This is a genomic window from Acanthopleuribacter pedis, assembly GCF_017377855.1.
GTDB lineage: Bacteria > Acidobacteriota > Holophagae > Acanthopleuribacterales > Acanthopleuribacteraceae > Acanthopleuribacter > Acanthopleuribacter pedis.
The window spans coordinates 113,250-139,611 of the sequence record NZ_JAFREP010000013.1 but is presented as its reverse complement, the minus strand read 5'-3'; the positions used below and the strand labels follow the sequence as shown (position 1 = coordinate 139,611).

Here is a 26,362-nt window from a genome sequence, read left to right as displayed (position 1 = left end):
CCACAACGCATACTTTTTTTGCATGTTTTTCTTTCGAATTTTTTTAAAATATTCATTTCACGGGGATCGACGTCGCGTGATGTCGTGTGGCCAAGTTGTTTATCGGCAACTTTATCGGCTGGTTTCCGTGACTCATGGTTATTTTTCGTAGGACGAGGGGGGTGTCCCCGACGTGGCTCGTTTTTAATCGGTGACGCGGCGCTTAACAACCGAGCGGTGCCGATGTGTACGTTGACAACAACTTTTTTACAACCTAATATGGTTGTGAAAAGGGCGTTGTTAATCGTTGCTGCGTGTTAACGAAACCACGAAGCTTTGCAAACTGGTGGTGAAACCGCAAGAGATTCAGTCTGAAGATTGTGAGGAGAACCTTTGCGATTAAGTGAACGGCAGAAAACGATTTATGAAGCGCTGAAGCAGATCTTGGAAAAAGGAGAACCGGTACCAACGGTCCAGGAGTTGGGCAAGATGTTCGGCATGTCGCAGCAAGCGATGTCGAAAAACCTGAAGGTGCTGGAGCGGGCGGACCTGATCGTGCGCGATCCCGGCAAACGACGGAGCATCGAATTGGTGGAGCCGCCGCCGCAAGCGGTACGGGTTCCGCTGTTTGGGCGCATTGCCGCCGGCCAACCGCTGGAAGCGATTGAAACCGAACAGTACATTGAGGTGCCTGCCGGACAGGTGCCGGCTGAGCGCGCCTACGCGCTTGAGGTGCAGGGCGACTCAATGATTGAAGACGGGATTCTTGACAACGACATTGTCATCATCCGTCGCGACACGACCGCCTACAACGGGCAAACCGTGGTGGCGGTCATTAACGGCGAGGCAACGCTGAAGCGGTATTACCACGAGGGTGACCGCATTCGCTTACAGCCCGCCAATGCAACCTTGCAACCGCTGTACGCCAACCCCGGCGACAGTTTCGAAATCCGCGGGGTGGTCCACTCCCTGTACCGCCGTTATGAAGAAGGCAACACGGCGGGCCCGGGTGTAAAGGACTAAAACCCGGCGGTTCTCGACAAACAGATAACGCCTCTTTCGGTTTCACGAAACGCGGCTTTTAGGGTCCTTCGCGGCGGCGTAGGATCCTCTGCCGCCGCGACCCTCTATCGGTTTCGCGAATAGCGAACCGTCATCTCCATCAACCACGTGGCAACGGCGTTTGCTGTGCGGTTTGGTGCAACGTGCCAAATCGAACACCAAATTCCGACATCATCATGAGTGGGTGCGTTCGGTCGCGCCATGGGCCGTGCTCTACCCACATGACGACGCCACGCCTCTGCCCCCTCCCACGCCGACCGTCTCGTGCGGTAACGGCCGTGCTCTATCCCCGTGTGCCCTGAAATAAGGCAACCCATCTCGTGAGGCTGTGATGACTGTTTTTCATGTCGACATTGAGTCGTTTCTTACCCAAATCGAACGCTTGCGCGATCCCGCGCTATGGGCGCGCCCGCTGGTGATTGCACCAGAACATGGTCGCGCGACCGTGACCGCCGCCTCGCCGGACGCCAAGCAACTCGGCATCAGCAAAGGCATGAGTTTGAGTTACGTGCAGCGCACCTTTCCCGGCGTCGCCGTGCGGGTTCCAGACGAGCCGGTGTACCGTCGCGCGCATCAGCAGGTATCGCGGCTGGTACAGCATTTTAGCCCGGTGGTCGAGCCCTTGGGTTACGGGCATTTCGCCCTGGATATGAGTGGGATGCGCGCCATGTATGGGAATTGGGACAACGCGGCCTTGAAATTGAACCGCCGGCTGAAAGAGGCGTTGCGTCTGCCCGCCACGGTCGGCATCGCCCACAATAAGTTGGTGAGCACCATCGCGGCCAAAGAGGTGCAAAAAGCAAAAGAACCCCTATGCGCCGTCGCGCTCGGCGAAGAGCCTGGCTTTTTAGCGCCGTTGTCGAGTCGTGCGCTGCCGGAGTGGGAGGATAAGGGGGTGCGTAAGTTGCTGTTTGAGTTGAACCTACAGAACATTGAGCGCATCCAGCGTTTGCCGCGTCACCTCATGGGTTTTGCCGCGGGCGAGCTGGGACTGCGTTTGCACCGCCACGCTTTTGGTGTGGACCCGCGGCCGGTTACCCCGCCCCATGATCGCAATGCATTGTGTGAAGAGTATTGTTTTCAACCGGATACCAACGATGATTCGGTTATTAAGGCGACCTTGCTGCAAATGGTGACACGCTTGTGCGCGCGCCTGCGGGCGGCCTCGGCGGCGACGAGCGAGGCCCGTCTCGCTTTGCGTTTTACCGATGATGTTTGGCGCCGTCGCCACATCCGCTTCCATCCCACGCGACAGGAGCAGGGTTTGCAAAAGGCTTTGTTGCGCCATTACGCGCGCTGGTGTGATCGGCGTCTGCGGGTGCGTTACCTCAGTTTGAGCTGTCCGGCGATCCGTGAAAATCATGCCCAGTTGCCGCTGTTCCCCGAGGCGGGGGCGGAACAGGTGTCGCCCCATTTGGATCAAATCCGCAAACGGTTTGGGCGTCATGCGATTCAGCGTGGCGGTGAACTGTTTGGTCAGGTGGGTTAGATGGCGACGGGCGCGGCGGCCGGAACGCGTTTTCAGCACATCCACATCCATAGCCAGTACTCGTTGATGTGGGGGACGGCGCCGATTGAAGGCTTGGCCAAGGTCTTGCGGGCGCGCGGGCAGAAGGTGTTTCCCCTGAGTGACCGCAACGGGTTGTACGGTTTGGTAGAGCATCTGCAGGTATGCCGCGACTACGACTTGCGGCCGGTGGTTGGTTGCGAGTTGGTTGCCAACGGTGAGTGGGCACACTGCCTGGTGAAGACGCGGGAGGGTTACCACAACCTCTGTACCATGTTGACCCAGGCCTACCGCGACCCGCGTTGGTCGCCCGCGCGTGCCCTGCGCGACTTGCACGAGGGTTTAATCGTCATCACCAACTGCGACGCCGTTCTCGAAGAAACACATGCAACAGCAGAGGTTTACGCCGACTTGTGGCCAGGAGATTTGAAGGGCGCACGTCGGTGTCGGGAACGGTGGGGGGTGCCCTTGGTGGCGAATGCACATGCATATACCGTGACCCCCGAGGCCCACCATTTGCACCGTGTCTTGCGCGCGATTGATACCAACAGCAAGCTGTCACGGCTCGACCCGGACGCGGTGATGCCGGCGGCGAGTTATTTGGCGAGCGCGGACGAGATGATCGCCCGTTTCGAAACCGAACCAAAAGCGCTGCGGGCGACGCACGAGATTCTCGAGGCCTGTACCTATGTGCCGACCATCGGCGCGTTGATTTTTCCGCCGTCTCGTTTTGATGATCATCAAAAAGTCCTGCGCGACAAGACCTACGCCGGCTTGATGCGGCGTTACGGGCAACTGACGCCGCAAATCTGTGAACGGGCGGACCGCGAGTTGGACATGATCCGGCGCAAGGGGTTCTCCAACTGTTTTTTGGTCATTGAAGACGTGGTCGGCCGTTTCTCGTTGACCTGTGGTCGGGGCAGCGCGGCGGCGAGTATTGTTTCTTACGCGTTGGGTATTACCCACGTTGATCCGATCAAGCACAACCTCTTTTTCGAGCGCTTCCTCAACCCCGGCCGCGTTGATCCGCCGGATATCGACATTGACTTCGCGTGGGACGAGCGGGACCGGGTACGCGATTACTTGTGGCAGCGCTACGGCGGTGAGCATATCGCGATGGTGTGTAACCACAACCGCCTGCAGCCCCGTTCGGCGATGCGCGAGCTGGCCAAGGTTTATGGTTTGGATGCGCGTGAGATTGAAAAAGTGAGTCATGACCTGGTCAAACACAAGCGCGCGCGCGACAAAAAAAGGGCGTTGGATTTGGCCGATCCTTGGCCGGAAATCGTGCAGTTGGCGCGGCGTTTAGAGGGCGTCCCGCGCCACATTAGCGTGCATTGCGGTGGGGTGGTGATTACGCCCGACCCGATTACCCATCACTGCCCCTTGCGGCCGATGCCGATTGGCTACGACGTGGTTCCTTGGGACAAAGACGGCGTGGAGGACTACGGTTTTGTGAAGCTCGACTTTTTGGGGAACCGCTCGCTGGCCGTGATTCGCGATTGTTTGGCGTCCGTCCGTGAGAACTATCGCGTGGACATGGACTATGCCTCGCTGAATCCCGTTGACGATCCGCGAACCAGTGAACTGATCCGGTCCGGCAACACCATGGGTTGTTTCTACGTCGAGTCCCCGGCGACCCGGCAACTGTTACAAAAAGTGCGCATGGGCGATTTTGAGACCTTGGTGGCCGTTTCCTCTATTATCCGACCCGCCGCCAACAAGGTGACCGGCGAATGGATCAAGCGGCACCGCTGGATGTGCGATGAGCAGGGCCGGCGACGGCCCGACCGCAAGCCCAACTGGCGGCCGATCCATCCCGATTTTGAGGCGACGCTTGATGAGAGCCACGGTTTGATGATCTACCAGGAGGATGTGACGCGGACCGCGATGGCCGTGGCCGGTTTTAGCGCCGCGGAAGGCGACGTATTGCGCAAGATCATCAGCAAAAAACACAAGCAGAAGGTGTTGGCCGATTACCGTGAGAAGTTTGTCGCCGGTTGTATCAAGCACGGTTTGGATCAGGCGCGGGCCGATACGATTTGGCAGATGATGATGTCGTTTGCCGGTTACTCCTTTTGCAAACCGCACTCGGCGTCGTACGCGATGGTGAGTTTCAAGTCCGCATTTCTGAAGTTCCATTATCCGGCCGAATTCATGGCGGCCGTGATTTCCAATCAGGGCGGGTTCTACTCCGCGTACGCGTATCTGTCCCACGCGCGTCGTTTAGGGCTGACCGTGGTGCCGCCGGAAATCAACGGCAGTCGGGTGGCGTACCACGGATACCGCGGTACGATTCGCATCGGGTTCATGCAAATCAAAGGTATCCCGCAAGCCTTGCGCGAACGGATTGTCGCCGTCCGTCAGGACGGTCCTTATGTGGACTTGAACGACTTTTTACAGCGGGTACGTCCGCCGTTGGAGGCGTGCAAACGTCTGATCCTGGCCGGTTGCTTTGATGTCTTGGAGCCGGAACGCAACCGACCGACGCTGATCTGGCGCGCCTTGCACTGGTTTGCCTGCCATCAGCGTCAGCACGAGGACTTGTGGGATGCGCCGGTGCGCGCCGAGGAGTTGCCGGAAATGGAAGATTATCCGGCGGCCACCAAGCTGGCGTTGGAGCGTCGGTTACTTGGGTTTTTGGTGTCGCTCCATCCGCTCCATCTATATAAAGAAGTGCTTGCCAAGGTGGCGCGTATCCGCGCGGCCGATATCGCGGGATACGTGGGGCGCAAGGTGTGTTTGGCCGGTTGGTTGATTACGGGCAAAACGGTAACAACCAAAGAGGACGAGGCCATGAGTTTTCTAACCTTTGAGGATGAGAGCGACGTATTTGAAACCGTGTTGTTTCCGCGTGCTTACGCCCAATACGCGCCCTTGCTGGACCGCGCCCATGCTTACCTCGTACAGGGTACCGTTTGTGATGAGATGGGTGCGGTATCCGTGACGATTGAGGCGTTGGTCCGCCTGTAAGAGACCTTGCGGCCTCAGGCAATGAAGGCTGGGTGGCGAATTTATGCGTGGTGGGGCGGGGGCGCTTGCCGGCGCATTTGGCGGGATTTGCCACGGGTTTTACACGGGTTAGCCGGCGTGTATGGCGCATGGCGGCTTTCCGTTGAAAGCGTAATTAAAGTAAATCCCGCACTTGACCGAATTATCAGTGTTTGATGGGCGTAGTTTGCGGGTTCCGGTGGACCGGCCCTGATCGGGATGCGGTGTCGGGTTCTGGTGTCGACCGGGGATCGACGTCGGTGGACTGAGACACAAACGTAAAGTGACGGTTCCAAAATGACGATAAGCTTAGCGGTTAAAACGATTGATGCCGTCAGGCCCGTTAATCGTGAATGCAACGCGCCGGGTGTGCCCGGGCGGCGTGGGGAACGGCACTGTTTTCTTTGGAAAACATGCAAGAATACGGAAGTGGTCTCCCTTATGCTTGGGAAACACACTTAAAGGTGAACCAATCCAGATGCTTACCTGGAAAAAAACGTCGACCTCGGGTTCGGCGGAGATGACCGCGCCGGCCGCGGGATTGGTGCAAGTTCGCCCTTGGTTTGGATCAAGTTCGGGTATAATATCGGGTGCATGTCTCTTTATGGCTGTTGATCGATTGAAACACGAACAAGAACCCGGCTGGGCAGGGTGCACTGCTTTTGGCGGCGGTGGCAACGCGGCGTCGTTCCGTTGATTTGAGGTGGTGGTTGTGGCGATTTGTGAACGCGGTAACACCAAGGCGGAACAGGTCCCGTGGGATGCGGAACCAACGCGTTGCATGGTTGGGAACATGTTCCCGGCGGAGCGCATCGTGAGAGAGGTAGGTTGATTTGGATTTGGAAAGGAAGGGGACTCTGATGCAAAACACCAAGGTTGCTGAAGAGCAACAACAGAACGCCGAAGAGGAAAGCAATCGTCGCATTTTGATCGTTGACGATAATGCCGCCATTCACGAGGATTTCACCAAAATTCTTCCCAGTCAGCCGGAAGAGTTGGATTCCTTTGACGACCTTGAGAAAGGGTTGTTCGGTGATTTGGCCGGCCAGGATCTTTCCACCAGTTCTCCCGACCCCGCTTATTACGAACTGACCCATGCCTATCAAGGTGAAGAAGCGTTTCGGTTGGTCGAGAAGGCGGAGGCGGACGACAAGCCGTTTGCCTTGGTGTTTATGGATGTGCGCATGCCGCCCGGTTGGGACGGGATTGAAACGATTAAGCGCATTTGGGAGCGTTGGCCCCACCTCGAGATGGTCATTTGTACCGCTTACTCCGATTACTCTTGGGAAAAGATCCTCGCCAAGGTGGGGACCACCGATCAGTTGATGTTTTTGCGCAAGCCCTTCGATGTGATTTCCGTGAAGCAGATGGCTTTAGCGCTTACCAAAAAGTGGAACCTGGGCCTGCGGGCGCGTCGGTACGTGGAAGATTTGGAACGCGCGGTTGAAGAGCGTACCAAGGAACTGAACCGCAAGGTGGTCGAACTGCAAAAGGCCATGGACGAGATCCAGGTGTTGCAGGGTATTTTGCCGATGTGCATGTACTGCCATAAAATTCGCGACGACGACAACTACTGGCAGCGTGTTGACGAATACCTGCAAGGCCACACGGTGGCCAACGTCAGCCACAGTGTTTGCCCTCAGTGTTACGAATCGGCGATGAGTTCCATGCTCAAAGAGATTCAAGAGGAAGAAGAAGACTAAAACCTCGGTTTCACCAAAACAAGCAGCAAAAACCCCGTTCCATGCGAGCGGGGTTTTTGTGTTTTATGGTTCGATATGATCAACTATGTCGCATTAAATTGATGTTTTCTCGATTTGTTGGTGAGAGGTTGGTCGCGGTTGAGCTAATGCCTTGGGGCTTATGACGCGGGTTCGGTTCGTGAAGTTGACGCCGGTGTCTATATAAAGCTTGTATATTAATGATTTCAGCGGGTGGGTCGTTGCGTGTGTCTGGTTAGACCACTTGGCACTGACTTTGTGTTAACCAAGAAGTTGAGTTTTAACTTTTTGTATTTGAACAAAACTCGTTTTTTTGCGTGGCTTTTCTCTACCCACGGTGCACCGGCTCGGTTTGTCTGTGACGTGGGTCCCTGATATGGTTGATTTTAGCCTCGTGCTTTCGCTTTCGGCATTATTCCCGCACTAAGCCGCCCCGTGGAAATGTCGGTTACCGCATTTCTTTTCCGCGACGCTGCGCCACCTTCGTATTCGTTTGATGCGCTTGAAACATCTGGTTTCCGTACGATCTGGTGGCGGCTTCCCCTATAGCGGGTCGCGGATTTTCTATTCACTTCAACCCTATCTCATCCATACCCCCTCCGCGGTATCCCGTCACTTGAGCTTGGATCGGATTGCTTCCGGCGGCAAAGGGATCGGTGTGTTCCGACCCGTGCGACGGGGGTTGAGATGAGATTTGCCCACCGTGTCTGGTGCATGACGACCGGGAACCGTTTTGACGATCCCGGTCGGCGGTGGGCGTCCTATGTCACTCAGAAGGGATGATCATTGATGAAATTCACGTTGCAATTATTGTTGATAGCCACCCTGTCGGTCTCTACCATCGCGGGCGATTGGCAAACCATGATGTCTGACGCCGATGTGCGTTACGAAGAAATTAAAGCGGCCTTTGACGGCTACTGGTCAAAACGACCCACGGAAGGGCGTCGTCCCGGCCACAAACAATTCGAGCGTTGGCGGTATTTCGCCGAGCAGCGTTTGTCCGAGGACGGTCGTTTCAACCACACGGCCGAATTATGGCAGGCCTGGCTGAATTCCGAGGCCCGTCGCAAGCACATGAAACGCGCCGACTTTGAGGGTAACTGGGTTTCCCTCGGCCCTGTCGGCGGTCCAAACGGCAAAGATATCGGTCGGGTGAACGGTGTGTTCGCCGACCCTGTCGATCCTCAAACGCTGTACCTCTGCACCCCCGCCGCAGGCATTTGGAAAACCACCGACGGCGGCCAAGTTTGGTTACCGATGACCGCCGGGATGCCCACCTTCGGCAGCAATGGTTTGGTCATTGATCCTCGCGATACCCGCGTGGTTCACGCGATTACCGGTGATCCCAACAGTTCCAACACCCAAAGTGTCGGTATGCTCAAGTCCGAGGACGGTGGTTTGACTTGGAACCGCACCGTCCTCGACGGCGTGACCATGATGTACGACATCGAAATGCATCGCGACAACCACGACATTATCTGGGTTGCCACCAACCGCGGCCTTTACAAAACGCTGGACGCGGGTGCTTCTTGGCAAGCCGCATTTCCCGCCGACCGCGGCAATCCTTATTTCCGCGATATCGCGGTTAAGCCCAATGACCCCAACGTTATGTACGGCATTACCATGTCTGCCGCCCTGTGGCGTTCCACCGACGGCGGCTTGAACTGGTCCGAGCAAGTCGCCCTTTCCGGCGGTCGTTCCTCCATCGCCGTCAGCCCCGCCGATCCCGAGCGCGTTTATGCCTTGGTGAGTAACGGCAACAGCCTCAAGGGTTTTTACCGCTCTGACGACGCCGGTTCAACCTACCAACTCATGGCCGACAAACCGAATCTGTTCGCCCGCTTCAACGGCGGCAATGACGGGCAAGCCTGGTACGATCAGGCGATTACCGTCGATCCGCAAGATGCCGATGTGATTTACGTCGGCGGCATCAAAATTTGGAAATCGGTGAACGGTGGTTCCGACTGGCTTTATCTCGGAACTTCCGAATCCAACCCGCGTTATGTTCACGACGACATTCATTACATGGGTATCCACCACGGCGTTTTGTACGTGGGTTGTGACGGTGGTGTCTATCGCAGCGACGATGCCGGCGAGACCTTCAACCACCTCAACGATAGCCTGAACATCATGCAGTTTTACCGTTTGGGTACCAGTCAAAAAGACGTATCTCACTTCCTGGGTGGTTCTCAAGATAACGGGACCAGCTTGCACGACAGCGCCGGCTGGAAGAAAATTAACGGCGCCGACGGTATGGAATGCGCCGTCGATCCCTTCGTGGATTCGATTGTCTATTTCAGTACCCAAAACGGCCCACTTTACCGTCGTGATCTGGCGACCGGCAGCGGTCGTTCGATCACACCCCGTGAAGACAGCGGTGCCTCCCTGCGCGGTCCTTGGGTTACCCCGTACGTTTTGGATCCCAGCCAGGAAGGCGTGATGTACGCCGGTTATTCCGACGTTTACAAGTCTACCGACCGTGGCGATACCTGGACCAAAATCAGCGATCTCCGCGCCGGTTACCTGGAATATGTGGTGGTTTCGTCCGCCGATAACCAGGTTCTTTACGCGGGTAGCAGTGGTTCCGACCAATTCTTCCGCAGCGCGGACGGCGGTGCGACCTGGTCCACCATTCGTTTTGCGCCGGCCGGTGATACCCGTTATGCGATCCACAACCTGTTGGCCGACCACGCCGATCCACGCAAACTCTGGATTGTGGTGCGCCCCAGCCCGGCAACCGTTGACGGCCGCGTCTTCCGCTCCGACGACGCCGGCGCCACTTGGACCAACATCACCGGCACCTTGCCGCAAGTGAAGGCCAACTGCTTGGTGCAAGATGTGGGTGGCGACGAACGGATCTATGTCGGTACCGACTTGGGTGTTTACTACCGTGAGCCCGGTTTCGATGATTGGATCGCCTTTAACCAGGGCATGCCGCCCGTCATCATAAACGAAATGGAAATCCAATACGCGGCCAAACGTTTGCGTGTTGCCACCTTCTCACGCGGTATGTGGGACAGCGAACTTTTCTCCGCGAGCAAAGAAGCCCCCTTGGCTGAATTCGTAACCCGCCAAGAACCCAACTGCGACGGGATGGTTGTGCGTTACCGCGACCTTTCAACCGGTTTGCCCACCAACCGTACGTGGCTGTTCCCCGGCGGTTCTCCGGCTTCCTCTACCGATGCAGAGCCTGTTGTAACCTACAGCGAGCCTGGCGTTTACGATGTGACGCTGCGCGTGAGCAATGCTTTTGGTAGTGCTGAAAAAATCGCCGAAGACTATGTGGGTGTGCCAGGTCTTCCTGTTAGCGGTGCCTTTGCCGATGACTTCAATGGTTTGACCGAAAGTGATGCCGGCATTCAGTTGGGTCAGTGGATTAACCAGCGCGATGACAAAGCCGACTGGTTGCCCGCTACTCAGGTTATCAGCGATGGTTCCGGTACTTGGACCGGTCCCGAGAGCGACGCCGGCGGTGACGGCACCTTCCTGTACCTGCCCGATGTCACCCGTGCCGGCGGAATGGACGCGGCCTTGATGTCGCCTTGTATCGATTTGAGCGGCATGGCCAACCCACGTTTGACCTTCATGCATTACCTGCGTGGCGCGGTCACGACCGAAATCAGCGTGGATGTGTTTGCCGACGGGATCTGGCACCGCGGTGTCGGCGCCAAGGCGCAAGCGCGCTGGGCTGCCAATAGCTGGAAAAAACACATCATCGAACTCTCCGAATTTCGCGGCAAACAAGTGCGCTTGATGCTGCGTGGTTCCGTGAGCCAAATGAACAACAACCGCTGTGCGATTGACGATGTGCAGGTGATTGACGACAATTCTCCGATTGCTCCCGTCATTGAGCGCATCGAGATGCCTGCCGAGGTTCAGGTTGATTCACAATTTGAAGCACGGGTTATTGCTAACGATCCCAATGGTTTGGAACTTACCTACCGCTGGACCGTCGGCGACGATTTGCAGTTCGTCGGTGAATCGCTTTTCCATACCTTTGAGCGTGCCGGCACCTACAACGTGCGGGTGATCGCAACCAATACCTTGGGTGCTTCCTCCGAGTTGACCACAACCGTGACCGCCTCGGGTGAACCCAACCAAACCCCGCAAATCACTTCCGTCAGCGTGGATCCCCAAAGACCTTTGATTGGCCAACAGGTGACCCTGTCGGCGACGGCCGTTGATCCCGACGGTGACACCCTTGAGTACACCTGGCGTTCGGGTTTTGGACCGGGCCGCGGTGTCGTGGGGCAAACCGTTCAATTCACCTTTAATCAGTCAGGCCGCCAACGGGTCTGGTTGAACGTGAACGACGGCCGGAATCGCGGCTGGGCTTCTCAAGAAGTGCTGGTCGATGTTCTGGATAACGACGGCTCAGAACGTTTGTGGCACAACGAAACCCGTGAGGCGATCGCTTTGGACGCCGGTGAAACCCGTCTGTACAAAGTAGAGCCGGTTGATAACTGGACCAGTTTGCAATTTGCAGCTGTAAACGACGCCGCCAATGTGAGCCTGTACCTCAAGGCGGGTGCGATTCCCACCACCGGCGATTACGACATGGCCGGTGTTCTAAACCGTGACGAAAAAACCATTGATGTCGGTGTTCCCGGTCAACAAAACTACTACGTGTTGTTGGTCGCGGACCGTGCCGTGACCGGCCTCGACTTCACCGTGAAAACGGAAATGGCGGAGTACATCTTCCCCGGCCAGACGCGGGATCGTCTTGACGTGGAACGCGGTAGCTACCGCTACTTCTTCGTGGACGCCCAAGATTACGGCGATTTGGTGTTTGAAACCAACCGCGGCGAAGGTGATCTCGACTTGTACGTTGCCGAGGGTTACCTGCCGACCACGGATCGCAACGACGCCAAGTCGGAAGGTTCAACCGGTGAAGAGCGGATCAGCTTGAGCAACACCGCCGGCAAGAAGTACCTGATTGGTCTCTACGGCTATGAGGATGTGCGCGGCACCAGCTTGCAGGTGAGCGGGACCCGTTTGGACAACCAAGCGCCGGTCATCGAAGACTGGTCGGTTCCGACGACTGGTAAAGTTGGTGAAACATTAACGTTCACCGCCAATGTCACGGATGCCGACGGGGACGCCCTGCAAATCCTGTGGACCAGCGGTGACGGACGCCAAGCTGAAGGCCCCTCCGTTTCCTTTAGTTATGAGCGCGTGGGTCAGTTTATCGTCAACCTTGAAGTACGTGATACCAAGGGCGGCCGTGACTACCGCACCGCGACCCTGAACATCACTGAGTCTGAAAACCGCGTACCCGTCATCAGCAGCTTGGTGCTGCCGCGTTTTGGTACCGTTGGCGAAGCGGCGACGCTGAACGTCAATGCGACGGATGCGGACGGCGACACCTTGACCTACACCTGGGACTTGGGTGACGGCAACAGCGCGACCGGTAACCCCGTGAACCACACCTACGCAAGCGACGGCTCCTTCTTTGTGACCGTTACCGTGGAAGACGGTCGTGGTGGTCGTGCCGAGGAACGCGGGACCATTCTGATCCAACCCGCGGTGAACCGCGTGCCTGTCATTACCGCGCTGACCGTTCCCGAGCAGGGTTTTGTCGGTGAGGTGACCGAGTTCAGCGTGGCTGCCGAGGATGCCGACGGCGATAGCTTGTCCACCACCTGGACCATGGGTGATGGGACCACGCTTGAAGGAACCGTTGCCGCGCATACGTACGCCGCGCCGGGTTCCTACACCGTGAATGTGGCTGTTAACGATGGAAAAGGCGGCGTTGCAACCCGTGAGGCCGTCATTGAAATCGTTGAAAACCAAGGTGTTCCCAGTGTGGCTGTCGACTCCACCCTGTTCGGTTTGACCGAAAGCACCGGTGGCGAAATGGTGTTACGTGTCGCGGTTCCCGCCGATGTGAACGCCCTTCGTTTGGTGGCCATGGGTGGCAGTGGTGATGCCGACCTCTACGTTAAGCTTGGTGAGGCGCCTTCACGGACCGACTTCCAGTTCCGGTCTTGGGAGTCGGGTAACCGCGAGGTCATCGACCTCAGCGGTGTTGCCGGCCAAACCGTCTACGTGATGCTGCACGCTTACACGGGTTTTGACGGCTTGATGTTCGGGGTGAATTCGTCCCCCACCTATACCGTGCGTCAGGCCGGTACGGTTTCCGGTCTGTGGGGCTCAAACAACGCCGCGCGCTACTTCCGTATTGTGGCACCCGCCAATGCGAACCGTCTGCAGATCAGTGTCAACGGACCCAACGGCGATTGCGATCTGTACCTTGCCGAGGGCCGCGAGCCGACCTTGCAATCCTATGATGCAGTTTCCGCCAACAGCGGCAGTTCCGATGCCTTGAGCGTTGAGAATGCCGCCGGCAAAACCTACATCTTGATGCAATACGGTTACCGTGCCTACACCGATGTAACGCTTTCGATTCAGTTCGACTAAAGCATCAACTGTCCCAAATAAAAAAGGCGCCCGTTCATGGGCGCCTTTTCTTGTTTGGGACGGTCGTTTGAAGCTATGCCGTTACGGGGCGTAACCTTCCTGTTGGTCGGTTTCGTCGATGATCAAGTGGATGTTGCCCAGGTTGGCGTCGTGGGTGCCGGGCACATCATAACCGCCGTTTTCTTCGAATTGGTTGTTGATGAGGGTGATCCAGTGGCTGTAGTTAACACCCGCCCAGCTACGACCGCGCGTGATACCGAAATACTCGTGGTTGTAGAAGCTGTTGGTGTCAAAGGTAACCCGGGATTCGGGGCTCATGGCGGCACCGATGCTGTTGGCGACAAAGGTGCTGTTTTGAATGAGGTAGGGACCGCCGAACAGAATGCTGCTCACACCGTGAACGTTGTTGGTGAAGGTGCAGCCGTCGATAATGACTTGCTGGTTCCAGGGACGCAATTGGATGCCGGCGCCGCCGGAATTCATGATGTGGCAGTTGCGAATCAGGATGTTGTCGTTTTCGTAGCTCGAGCCGAAGCCGAGGCCGATGCCTTGCCAGTAACCCTCGGCATCCACGGTGAACCCGTTGATAACCACGTTGCTGACGTCCTTCAGGGTTAAACCTTGAATGGTGACCGCGCCGCAGGCTTCGAAGATAAGGTCGCTGAAGTGGGCCATGACCGGGACTTCTTCATAAAATCCCGGGCACACAATCACGCGTTGCAGGTCTTCGTAGGAAACGGCCAGCAGGGCTTTTTGGATGGAAGGATAAACATTCCATTCGCCGGAGCGGTTGAGGCCCAGAACGTCGCCGAGATCGCAGGGTTGGCAGGCGGCGTCGTCGTTTTGGGCAAGAATTGGTTGTGTCGCGCATAGCAGTAATGAGAAGCAGATTAACAATTTCCAGTGGTGACTCATCTTAAACCTCTTTTTGGGTGAGAATGGCAGACCCATTCAAAACATTAGGACTCTGTGTTGAGGCAGAATGCGCCTAATCGGCAGGCAGGTCTCGGCAATGGACGCGACGGGTCGCGCCCTGATCGGGACGATTCATAAAAATAGGCCGGTGAAAACAGGCTCACCGATGCGATGAAATGAAAGATGCATGAAATAGAACGGATGTCGGCGAAGGTGGCGACATAAACGTTGTGAATGGAACGAGAGGACGAAGCCGATTTTCATAGTAATAGAAGACTGGCGGAAAATCGGTTGTCCCTTGTATGGATAGCTGGATAACTTCTTGGTTATCTGTGTTTTGTGGCGGATCCAGGCCGCACGATTACCGATTGAGCCGCCGCGGCGAAAATGATTTCGGGAGACGGTTCACGCGGTGCGTGGCGTGGTGTGACGGCGTGGTGTGGCATGTTATTTATGAAGTGGTGGCTCGTGGAACATGGAGCATGTTCCGGGGACGGTACCATAGCAATTAATGTACTTTGGTCGCATGGCATATGAATGATTCATCATGCTTAACTAAGGCGATTCTAGCATCCGCGAGAAAATAACTGTCAAGCGTCCCCTAGGTAAATTTACCAAAATGTGATTTGAGTCGACCGGATTGCGCCGGTGGGGGCGATTATCTAAGGTGTTGAATAGTATAGTTTTATAGGTCTAGATGACGCGCTGTCACGTCAGTCGAAAAAAATGATTGAGAAAAATAAAAACGCGTGCCGTTCCGGGTTGCCTGGGTAAACGACCTGTGTGCATAAAGTGGAGAGTGGCTCGTCTTTTCACGGCTGAATTGTCGTCAAAAGAACAGGCGGCATGATTGGGGCATGGAAACGCGGGCCGGGATGCCCGCCCGGGCCGGGGGATCTCCTTGGGGCAAACCCGCATTGCTTACAAGGATTTGCCGCGAAAAGCAGATAGCCTTGTGCGTACGAAGATGGCGACCAAGCCACGGCACAGGGGTCCGACCCTTCGGGGTCCGACCATTCGGGGTCCGACCATTCGGGGTCCGACCATTCGGGGTCCGACCATTCGGCGTAGCAGCTGAGGCGAAGGCGGCTCGACGGAGTAACGCGGACCGCCGCCCCGCGGAAGGCAAACCCCTAATCGCATGGGTTGTTCCGTCGCAGAATTCCTTGTGAGAAATGCGGGTCAATACCCTTGGGAGCGATCTTCGAAGAAACCGCGCAAGCCCGCTTCGGTGAGCAGGCCGTCCCGGTGCGCCTGGCGCAGCCAAGGGTTGTCGAGGCCGCGCACGAGTTCGTCGAGGCGGGCGCCGCGTTTGACCTCGCGGTAGAGGCGTTTGAGGTGATCAAAAAGCCGACAATCAAAATCACCGACGACGGGAAAGGGGCCTTTTTTGGGGGAGGCTTGGGGCTTCATTCTGGAACTCCTTGAGCGGGCGTGAGACAAGCTTGGCGGCCGGCTTCTTACGTCGGCACATGGCTAAGCTTGTCCCAGGGAGGGGTGGGCCCGCTTCTTTAGAGGGAAATGACCGCGCATTCGCGGTTGGGAAACAGGAGGGGGAGGGCGCGTGCCGCCAGGATATCAACCCCGGAAAAGGGGTGTGCGGGGCGCGCGACAGGAATATTTCAGGACAATTTGGTTGACAAAGACTGCATTGTAGCAGTGCTTGTTATCCTTTCCAGGCGAAAAATAAGAAAAAAAAGATCAATCCGGCCTGGTATTTCTTGGGCTGTCCGTAAAGCCGCCGGGCGTGTCGCAACGCGCGGTGGCGGGAATCTTTGGGGTGACGTGATTGGTTGGTGCTTCTCCACGGCCGCGGATCGTTGGTGCCCGTGGCCGCGTCTTTGGTCGAACTGTTTCTCAAGATAGGGTTCAAATTTGGAGAAAACGTGGAGGTCGCGGGTGATCACCCACGCTTGTGGTCTGAATCACGTTCGGTGATCCCATTTGTTGGTTCGTGGGTTCTGCCAAGCTTAGCGCGCATTTCTCAGAAGGTTTCGTGGCGAGAAGCTGAACGCCTTGTGTGTACGAAGATGGCGACCAAGCCACGGCACAGGGGGCCGACCTTTCGCGGGGCCGACCTTTCGGACCCCGATCGGTCGGCGTAGCAGCTGAGGCGAAGGCGGCTCAACCGAGTAAGTCGGAATGCCGCCCTCTCGTAATTGCACGGGTTGCCCCGCGGCAGAATTCCTCGTGAGAAATGCGGGTTAGGTGGATTCTCCGTATGTTTGGTGCCATTCTTTTTTGAGGGAGACCTCGAAAAGGAATGCGCCGAAGGGAACAATCGATGCAACAAAAGCCAGCAGGGCACGGCCCATCTTCCAGTCGGCCTCGACCCAAACACGCAATAAGGCAATCATAAAAACAATAAATAAGAAGCCGTGTATCCGTCCCACGATGCTCACCGCGCCGGGCATATCCGCCATGTACTTGAGCGGCATGGCGATGAACAGCAGGATTATGTAGGACGTGCCCTCGGCAAGGCTCACGATGCGGAATTGACCCAATGCCGATTTGAGGAGTTCACCCATTTCGTTCCTTCCTTGTATGTAAGCGGCCGAGGCGCGGTCGGAACATTCGCGACGGCAGGTGCGTCTTGGGTGTAAGGTGTTGTTACCTTGTGGTTTGTGTGCTCTACAAACGCGCCCGGACCGGAGTGAAAAACCATGGTGTGGGGGGCCTCTTTTGCGCCTGTGCGTCGTCCTGGTCGCCCCGTTTCCATGCGTCACAAAGCCTAGCAAGAACCACCGCGGCCGAGAAGCGCCTTTTTCGGAAGAGGCCCTAATGGGGCGATCCAGGCGGATCGCTTGGGTGTCGGCGGTTCCGCTCCATGGGTTTTCCACACCTCATTGACAGAATTTTCACACGATTTAGCTGGACATGACACCCGAACTCAGTTTTAATGAGCACGAAAGTTGGCGCGACAACGTCGTTTTTCGCCCACTTTACTTTGGTAGATTTCGCGATACGGTTCTTGTTAGAGCCGCCTTTGTGTTAATTTGGCGGAAGCCCAGGCTTCCTGAACGATTGCAGAAACGCTTCAGCATCGCGTCCATGCCTTCTACCAAAAATTACTGGAAAGGTTTTCAGTAAATGGTTCCCAGTTCCCGTTATCTGCAGTATCTCATTGTCCCTGACAATCAGAAGCATAAGTCCATTTTTCCAAAACTAGGTAAACATGTGGCTCGCAGGATAAGGCGAAACCGGGGTGACCTAACCGTCACTTGTGAATCCGGGAGCATTGTTATCCCCTAAGTCCGTAGCCCCATAATCACCAGGCATTGAGAAGCCGCTGTCCATGCTTCCTGTGTCGCAAGCTTGTTTTGGAGAAGTATTTCATGATGAAGATTTTTATCGGTAACCTTAGCTGGGGAACCAAAGAGGACGCGATCCGCGAACTCTGTGAGCAATACGGTGAAGTTGAGCAGGTTCGCCTGATCACTGACCGTGAAACCGGCCGCTCCCGTGGTTTTGCTTTCGCCAGCTACGCCAACCGTGACGATGCGTTGAACGCCATCGAACAAATGAACGGCATGGAGTTCGACGGTCGTAACTTGAACGTCAACGAAGCTCGCGAACGCCAGCCTCGCCCCGCCAACGTGTGGTAAACAAATGACCGGCATTTAAGCCTGGTCGTCGTTAAAACGCCGTGAGACATCCTTATGCTCACGGCGTTTTGTGTTTTTATCCCTTTGATTCCGCGGTTTCCTCACCAAGTACCGCGATGAGTGTGCGAGGCAAGTGCCTATGGGTTGGGCTTGGAAAGTCTTTGGTGCCGCCGTTGGTACGGCATGGGGTCCGCTAGGGGCCGCTTTGGGAACCTTGGTTGGTCACCGCATTGATTCCTACATGGCAGAGGATGACCGCGAGGAAGGCGCCGTCGAGCTTGAAGGCGTGGCCGCTTATTTGTCTCAGGTCGCCCGATCAGGCGGGCCCATGAGTGAGGCCGAGCAGGCGCTGATCGTGGATATTTGTGCCTCAATGGCGCCGAAAGTACCCCGGCAGGCGGTCGCTACCCTGGTGGGTGGGGTTCAGGGCCATACGCGGGTATCCTCGCGGCTTTTTGAGACAGCGCGCGAGCGGCCCGAGTTGCGTTTGTCCTTGCTCATGATTGCCTGGCGGGTCGCGGCCCGGGAGCATCGACTTACCGAGGCCCGTTTGCAGTGTATTCAGGCCTTTGCCGACCGCATGGGCGCGACGCCGGAAGAATTTCAATTGTGTCGCCAGCCTTACTACCGGCAAATCGGCGAAACACCCTATAAAATTCTCGGGCTTCCCAGCGATGCCGACGCCAAGCAAGTGAAAACCGCTTTCCGCGAGAAAAGTATTGCCTATCACCCGGACCGCAACCAAAATGCCTCGCCCGAGTTACAGGCCCTCGCCGCCGAACGGTTTCATCAAATCAAACAGGCTTACCAAGCCATTCAGAACCAAGGTGCCATGGGCAAGCTCTATGGGAAACAAGGCGAGCCCGCGGGTTTGTTTCATCCTGACGGGGGTGAGGTGGCCTGTTGTTTTGTATGTGGTCAAAAGGCGCGTTTACCGCAAGACCAAAGCAAGCATGCCCGCGCACGATGCCCCAAGTGTCAGGCCTTGTTGTTGTTTGAGCGGACGACCGCGCAACAGTGGTTGGCTTATCCGCGTTCCTAAGTTTTAGGCTACGTCTCTGGTTTTTCGAAAACGGCGCAAAAACGCTTGATTGTGAATTTTGGTTTCGCGATGGTGTTGGCGGTTAATTGGGCTAGTGTAAAAGTTTGTTCGGTTGTATTCTGTTGTGAATTTTGCTTTTTCGAACGTGGGGATTTGTGTGGTTTTGGGGGTGGCTATCGGGGGGCCGTGGAATGGGCTGTATGGGAGCCAATGGTTTTTCCCGTTTCGGTGAATTAGAGGTAACCCCTTGGATGTAGATTGTTTCTACTTTAGTCATTTTGAGAAAAGGCAGGGTTTGGCGTAGGGGTGTTTTTGTCCTTGGTTGCATCGTGATAACTTTTGACCGGCTTTGTCTTGGTGGGCAGAATTTACGTCAAAAATATGTAAAAAATACTACTTATCGAGTTATTTTGGTAAATATGTGAGTGCAAATCTGTAGTGAACAGGCTACACTAACCTCGGTTTTCTTCTCGTGAGAAGACCGAGCCTTGCCTCGGTAAGGTGCTTAAGTCGCCGTCGGTGTTTCTGCCGATGTTCGCTCTGGACGCAACTGTGTCACCCCGCTACGCCATTTGGCACTTCTTTTTACGAACGAGCGGGGTTGCTGGAAGCCGATCTCCCTTCGATGTCTTTGCTTCTCATTCCATCGAAACCTTGTGGTTTCTTGCACCTTTGTCCCTTTTGAATTCCTGAATCGTCTTTACATGGTGATCTCTCCTCATCTCGGCGGCAACGCCGATGATCGGATTGGCGGACCCGGTGGACGATCCCCTCACACCACCCCGTAATTGCACTTCCGGTGAGAAACGCGGGCTGCCCTTCCGAGAACCGACCAGCCAAGCGTCGTGTTTGTCGCGCGCCTAACCCAAGCGGAGCTTGCGACGCGCTCTTTTTTCCCGGAAACCACGAGGAAAGAGCTGAAGGCGCCTGGTAATGAGGCAAGGTTCATCCTTGCAAACGACTCGTCGGCCCGATTGCCCCTGAAGAACCCATCCTTGGAGGATAGACACTATGACGCAAGGCAACGCAGCACCTCAAGAATCGACGGATTGGACGACGGGTATTTGTGCCGACGCCGTGCAAGCCCAAGGTTGCGCGGAAATTGTGCCTTGCCCTAACTTCCTCGGAGACGCCGTTTTGGTGCCGGAACCACCCCTTGCGCCCATTTCCCGTGAGGAAAAAGAAACCTTGTTTGCCCGCCTGGATAAGGCATTGCGGGACCCGGCCACCCTCAATGAAATGCAGGCCAAGCGGTGTGCCATTTGGCAACCCGCCGTGGTTAAGGTGTTGAGTCACTTAATCGCCCGCTTTAACCGTTGTGCCCACGTTCGCTTTGATTTGAACCTTGCCACGGTTTGTATCTCTTTTGACGAATTTAAAATTTTATTAAACGAGCTTCTCGAAAACGCGCTCGCTTATTCCAACCCGAAGTCGGATGTGGTGGTCAAAGGTCGTGTTTCCGGTAGCGCCTACTTGGTGTGCGTCTCTGACGAAGGGGAAGGCATGCATGAGGATGATTTCAGCCATGTGACCCCGTACCACCAAAGCGAACCCCAAGAGGATGACGGTTTGGGTTTGCACCTGTGTAAACGAATTGCAGAAGTACACAGCGGCGCCTTGACGATTCGCAGCACGCCGGGCGAAGGCACGACGGCGACGGTGGTGTTGCCGCTCGGATAACCCGCATTGCTTACAAGGAATTCTGCCACGGGGCAACCCATGCGATGACGCGGGTTTGCCTTCCGCGGGGCGGCCGACCGCGTTACTCGGTCGAGCCACCTTCGCCTCAGCTGCTACGCCGAATGGCCGGCCCCGCGAAAGGTCGGACCCCGAATGGTCGGACCCCGAAAGGTCGGACCCCGAATGGTCGGACCCCGAAAGGTCGGACCCCTGTGCCGTGGCTCGGTCGTTATCTTCGTGCGCACAAGGCTTTCAGCGCTCGCGACGAATCCTTGTAAGCAATGCGGGTTAAGGACCCGGTTGGTTTTGTACCACGTGGCTTTTTCATGGGATAGCGCCCATGACAGGAAGCCTCGCTTGTGCTGCCTCTGGCGCGGGCTGTAACGCCTGTACGCGCGGTTCGTCTTTTTTGCGAGGTGCCGGCGCGTTCTTTTTGTTATGCGGTTTGTTCTGTGTTGATTTTATTGGTTTGGTAAAAGAGTTGGGGAGCTGAACTATTGAGGCGGCGGATGCTTTGGGAAAGGGTTTCGCCTTAATGGCGGCCCGGTTGCGGGCCCGTTGCAGCGAATTTTTTTGGTGGCCGTTGTAGGGGAATTTTCCCCGCTTGAGGTGCTTCCTTTGTGGATGGAAATCTCGGAACGGGTCGCCTGTGAATGTCAAAAAAAAGTAAAAAAAAATCCGATTGGACCTGGGCGGGAACCCTGGGATGGGACTACAATAGGGCAACACTTCTCAGAGATGTCACGCGGCACCATGGCCTATCGTTTTCACCGGACTATGTGCGTTTCTTCGGCCGCGTTTCTGTATATGCCTATTCCATTTCATCGTTTTTGCCAGGGGAGGTCGCTCGGCAATGAAAAAAGCTTCTGTTTCTCTTGTGTTCGTTTTAGCGGGACTAATGTCCTTAACCGGGCTTTGGTATTTGAACCAGAGCCCAGGTACCCCGGAGATGGTTATCCCGGATGAGTTCGCAAACAAAAAGGCCAAACCTTACGACAAGCCGGACGAGGCCGCGGCATTTTTTAAAAGCAAGCGGATCCCTGAAGGCGAGACCCGTTCCTACGGGAATCTCTGGTTTGAGGCGAAAGCGCAAAGCGAAAACCTGCCGCTGTACAGCTCCCGTTTGGGCCGTGAAATGGGCCGTGACGAAGTTGTCCGAAGTGGGGTCGCTTCTTGGGAAAGTTTAGGGCCCGGTAACATCGGCGGTCGTACCCGTGCGATGGTGATTAACCCCGACAACCCCGACCATATGGTTTCCGGCGGTGTTGCCGGCGGCATGTGGGTCACCATGAACGGCGGTGAGTCCTGGACAGCCACGGGCGACAACTTGGCGTCCATTGCCGTTTGCAGCATGGCGATGGATCGCAATGATCCCATGACCATTCTGGCCGGTACCGGTGAAGGTTTCTTCAGCGGTGGTGCCGTGCGTGGTGGTGGGATTTTTAAATCAACCGACGGCGGGATGACTTGGGTGCGTCTCGACGCAACCACCGGCGAAGATTTCTTCTACGTTCAAGACATCGTGGCGTCGGTTGTTCAAGCGGACACCTTCTATGCCGCGACCCGTACCGGTATTTTCCGTTCGGCCGACGGTGGCGACACCTGGACGCTGATGGTTTCCGCGGCGGCGTTTAACGGTGCCATGGACCTCGAGATCCGTACCGATCAGACCACCAACGACGTTTTGTTCGCGACCATTGGGACCCTGACCCAATCGGTATTGGTTCGCAACGACGACGCCGCGGGTGAAGGTGTGTTCAACATTGTTTACACCGAAGCCAACATGGCGCGTTCTTCTGTTTCGGTTGCCCCTTCCAACCAGGACATTGTTTACCTGTTGATGTCGACGTCCACCGGTCAACCGATTAGCTCGGCGTTTACCCACGGCTTGCTGGGCATCATGCGTTCGGAGGACGGCGGCGATACTTGGGCCGATGTCCATCGTACCGAGTTGCCCCTCGAGGGCGCTGATCTGATTCTGACCAACTCACCGTCCTTCGTGTGTTTTGGCGGCACCAGTATTTCCAGCCAAGGTTTTTACGACCAGTTTATTCGCGTCGATCCCATTGATCCCGACATTGTTTGGACGGGTGGTATCGATACCTTCCGTTCGGATGACGGCGGTCGCACCTGGGGCATCGGTTCCCTGTGGTGGTTAAACCCAACCTTCCCTGAATATACCCACGCCGACTTGCACAACGTTTTTTACCATCCCGATTACAACGGCACCACCAACCGCAAAATGTACGTTGTGGGTGACGGTGGTATCTACAGCACCGAGGATGCTCGCGCGCCTGTTGCGCCGGTAACCGCGGCTAACGTTTGTAGCTCGAACAATGAAATCGGTATGGTCTGGAAATCCCTCAACAACAACTACGGTGTAACCCAGTTTTACCACGGCCTTCCTTTCCCCAGTGGTACCGCTTACTTTGGCGGCACCCAGGACAACGGAACCTTGTTGAGTTCAGACCGTGCCGGCGCTGAAGCTTGGATCGAAATCTTTGGTGGTGACGGTGGTTACGTTGCCTACGATCCCACCAACACCTTCACCATGTATGTTGCCACCACCGGCATCTCCATTCGCAAATCCATCGACGGCGGCCTCAACTTCGCGGGCGCGACCAGCGGCATCGCTGATCAGGGTTTGTTTATCAACCCTTATCTGATGGATCCCAACGACCCCAATCGCCTTTGGACGGGCGGGACCTTCCCGTGGCGTACCGATGACGCGGCCGGCAACTGGGTTCAAGCCGGTCCAAGTTTCGGTATTAACCACAGTGCCTGGGCCGTTGCGCCCGGCAATTCCGATCTGGTTCTGGCGGGTACCACGCTGGGTATCATCCGTCGCACCACCGAGGGCACGACCGCAACCGCGGATACCAACTGGGGTGCAAGCTGGCCGGTTCGTGGCAATGTCTCCTCCGTGGCCTTTGATCCTCAGGATACCAACATTGCCTACGCGACCTATTCCACCTTTGGTATCGGCCACGTTTGGCGCAGTACCGACAGCGGCCAATCTTGGACCAACATTGACAACGGTTTACCTGACATTCCCGTTCACAGCGTGGCCGTTCACCCGGCTGACAGCAACCGCATCTACATCGGTACCGATTTGGGTGTGTATGTCAGCACCAACAGCGGTATGAGTTGGAGCGCGGAGAACACCGGTTATGCCAACGTGGTGACCGAATGGCTCCAGTTCATCGAAGACGATTGCCGCGTCATTTTGTACGCCTTTACCCACGGTCGTGGTGCATGGCGTCTGCCGTTGAGCAGCATCACGCTTTCCGCACCCGGCACCACCGTACCGCTCGGCGGCGACACTGGTAGCTTCGATGTGACCGCGTTGGCGAACTGCGAATGGTCGGCTTCCACCGATGACGACTGGATTCGCATCACCGCCGGTGACACCGGCACCAGCAACGGTACCGTTGAGTTCAGTGTTGCACCCAACACCGGTGCTTCGGCTCGGACCGGCATCATTCGCGTTGGGACCCGTTCCTTCACCATTGAGCAGGCGGGTGACGAGACCTGTACCTTTGAATTGAGTGCGGCTTTCGTTTCCTTCCCCGCCGCCGTGTCTCAGAGTACCTTTGACGTTACCGCGACGCCCGGCACCTGTTCTTACGCCGCGGTGAGCAACGACAACTGGCTCTTTGTGATCGAAGGCGCTCTGGGTACCGGTTCCGGCACCGTGGGCGTCGGCGTTCGCGAGAACACCACCTTCTTGGCGCGTACCGGCACCATCACCGTTGAAGATCAAACCTTCACGGTTAACCAGGCGGCCGCCATTCCTTGTACCTTCACCTTGGGTACTTCTTCCGGCTCGTTTGATGCGATGGGCGGCGAAGGGTCCTTCACCGTGGCCACCAGCCCCGATTCCTGTTCCTGGACCGCGACGACGGATGATTCTTGGATCACCATCGGCGTTGGTTCCGGCAGTGGCGCGGGTTCTGTAAGCTTCACCGTTGCCGCCAACATTGAAGCGACCGCGCGTTTCGGCGTCATCCGCGTCGACGACCAAGCTTTTGTTGTGCAACAGGCCGCGGGTGCCGGTTGTACCTACACCTTGAGCGAGGAAAGTGCTTCTTTCACCGCTGATGCGGGTGAGGGAACCTTTACCGTTACCTCAAGCCAAGACGCCTGTACCTGGACGGCGACCACCCAATCCGCTTGGATTACCATCACCTCGGGTGCCACCGGCACCGGCACCGCCGACGTGGCCTTCAGCGTTGCGGCCAACACCGCCACGACCTCACGGGTTGGCACCATCCAGGTCGCCGACCAAGTGTTCACCGTGACCCAAGCAGCCGGCGTGGCTTGTACCTACACGCTTGATCCGGTGACTGAGACCTTCACCTCGACCGGTGGTTCCGGCACCTTCTCCGTGACCACCAATGCGCAAACCTGTGATTGGACGGCAACCACCCAGTTCAACTGGATCAGTCTGCCCGTAAACGCCACGGGTACGGGTGACGGTTCCGTCACCTACACCGTGGCGCCCAACACCACGAGTGCCGCGCGGACCGGTGTGATTCAGGTCGGTGACCAGATTTTCACCGTTGAACAAGATGCCGCTTCCGCTTGTGATCTCACCTTGAGTTCAGACGCCGTCGTGCTCAATGCATCCGGTGGCCAAGCAGGCTTCGACATCACCACTAACTTGACGGATTGTGGTTGGACCGCGACCGCTTCAGATCCTTGGATCCTGATCACCCAAGGTCAGAACGGCGCCGGCAACGGCAGTGTTTCTTTCACCGCTCAGGCCGTGACCGAGGGCTTCCGCCGCGCGACCATTACCGTCTTCAACAGCGATGAAACCTTGACCTTCACCGTTTCGCAGGGTGCCTGTGTACCAAGCGAAACCTTCACGAGCAGCTTGGCCGGCTGGCCCGCGAACAACGTGTTGACCTTGGTTCCACTCGCCGGTTGTACCAATGAAGCGCAACCACCCGCGAATAAGGCGACCTCTCAGCCTTCTCTCGGTGAGACCGCGCCAACGCCTGGTGATCGCTAAACCCAGGTCTAACCGCTAATGTGCCTGCCAAGGGCGTTGCTGCACCGCGCGGCAACGCCCTTTTTCTATTCGGCGCCTGGGTTTAGGGGTGCGTTCCTTTCAGATTTTTTAGTCGGATCACCCGCGGGGCTTAGCCTGTTACGCGTCACCATGTTTTGGCGGGAACCCCACGTGTCCTTTTCGAAATCGTTGAAGATCCTATCGATTCGTGCCGAAAGGGATAAGCATGTCTCCTTGATTGAGTGGGCTAAAGCCTACCTGTTGGGTTTGGTGGTTCCCTGTGCTCGTGTCGGGCTGGATGGTTCGCCCACAAATGTCACCAACCCTTTGGCGCCGGCTTGATGACCGCGTGCTTCCGCTTTCCCCAAGGGGCGGCGTTCTTCGCACGAAAACGGGTTGGTATTCGCCATTGGACCGGTTGGG

The 26,362-nt window shown here is 56.5% G+C and carries 12 protein-coding genes; 9 read left to right on the top strand and 3 right to left on the bottom strand.

The window, feature by feature from the left end; all coding sequences use genetic code 11:
• Window positions 1-372 precede the first annotated feature (372 nt).
• The 5 genes from lexA (at window position 373) to J3U88_RS14100 (ending at window position 13,680) form a co-directional block, all read left to right on the top strand.
• Window positions 373-1,002: a transcriptional repressor LexA gene (gene lexA / locus J3U88_RS14120; protein ID WP_207859510.1), complete on the top strand. Its 630-nt coding sequence runs from the start codon at window positions 373-375 to the stop codon at window positions 1,000-1,002.
• A 370-nt stretch (window positions 1,003-1,372) separates the two neighbouring features.
• Window positions 1,373-2,530: a DNA polymerase Y family protein gene (locus tag J3U88_RS14115; protein WP_207859509.1), complete on the top strand. Its 1,158-nt coding sequence runs from the start codon at window positions 1,373-1,375 to the stop codon at window positions 2,528-2,530.
• Window positions 2,531-5,521: a DNA polymerase III subunit alpha gene (locus J3U88_RS14110; protein ID WP_207859508.1), complete on the top strand. Its 2,991-nt coding sequence runs from the start codon at window positions 2,531-2,533 to the stop codon at window positions 5,519-5,521. It abuts the gene before it with no gap.
• An 878-nt stretch (window positions 5,522-6,399) separates the two neighbouring features.
• Window positions 6,400-7,242, top strand: a complete 843-nt coding sequence (locus J3U88_RS14105) for a response regulator (RefSeq protein ID WP_207859507.1) — start codon at window positions 6,400-6,402, stop codon at window positions 7,240-7,242.
• Between the two features lie 807 nt (window positions 7,243-8,049).
• Window positions 8,050-13,680, top strand: a complete 5,631-nt coding sequence (locus J3U88_RS14100; protein WP_207859506.1) for a PKD domain-containing protein — start codon at window positions 8,050-8,052, stop codon at window positions 13,678-13,680.
• Window positions 13,681-13,761: 81 nt separating this feature from the next.
• Here J3U88_RS14100 and J3U88_RS14095 read toward each other — a convergent pair whose 3' ends face one another.
• The 3 genes from J3U88_RS14095 to J3U88_RS14085 form a co-directional block, all read right to left on the bottom strand.
• Window positions 13,762-14,595, bottom strand: a complete 834-nt coding sequence (locus J3U88_RS14095) for a right-handed parallel beta-helix repeat-containing protein (RefSeq protein WP_207859505.1) — start codon at window positions 14,593-14,595, stop codon at window positions 13,762-13,764.
• A gap of 1,182 nt (window positions 14,596-15,777) precedes the next feature.
• A complete protein-coding gene (locus tag J3U88_RS14090) occupies window positions 15,778-16,008 on the bottom strand; it encodes a hypothetical protein (protein ID WP_207859504.1) in 231 nt (76 codons plus the stop codon).
• Window positions 16,009-16,799: 791 nt separating this feature from the next.
• A complete protein-coding gene (locus J3U88_RS14085) occupies window positions 16,800-17,123 on the bottom strand; it encodes a DUF3817 domain-containing protein (RefSeq protein WP_207859503.1) in 324 nt (107 codons plus the stop codon).
• Between the two features lie 807 nt (window positions 17,124-17,930).
• Here J3U88_RS14085 and J3U88_RS14080 point away from each other — a divergent pair.
• From J3U88_RS14080 to J3U88_RS14065, 4 genes are all read left to right on the top strand, one after another.
• Entirely contained in the window at window positions 17,931-18,200 is a 270-nt protein-coding gene (locus J3U88_RS14080) for an RNA recognition motif domain-containing protein (protein ID WP_207859502.1), read from the top strand.
• A 205-nt stretch (window positions 18,201-18,405) separates the two neighbouring features.
• Window positions 18,406-19,242 (top strand): J domain-containing protein, encoded by an 837-nt coding sequence (locus J3U88_RS14075; protein WP_207859501.1) that lies wholly within the window; start codon window positions 18,406-18,408, stop codon window positions 19,240-19,242.
• A gap of 1,011 nt (window positions 19,243-20,253) precedes the next feature.
• Window positions 20,254-20,922: a sensor histidine kinase gene (locus J3U88_RS14070; protein WP_207859500.1), complete on the top strand. Its 669-nt coding sequence runs from the start codon at window positions 20,254-20,256 to the stop codon at window positions 20,920-20,922.
• A 949-nt stretch (window positions 20,923-21,871) separates the two neighbouring features.
• A complete protein-coding gene (locus J3U88_RS14065; protein ID WP_207859499.1) occupies window positions 21,872-25,939 on the top strand; it encodes a BACON domain-containing protein in 4,068 nt (1,355 codons plus the stop codon).
• Window positions 25,940-26,362 lie beyond the last annotated feature (423 nt).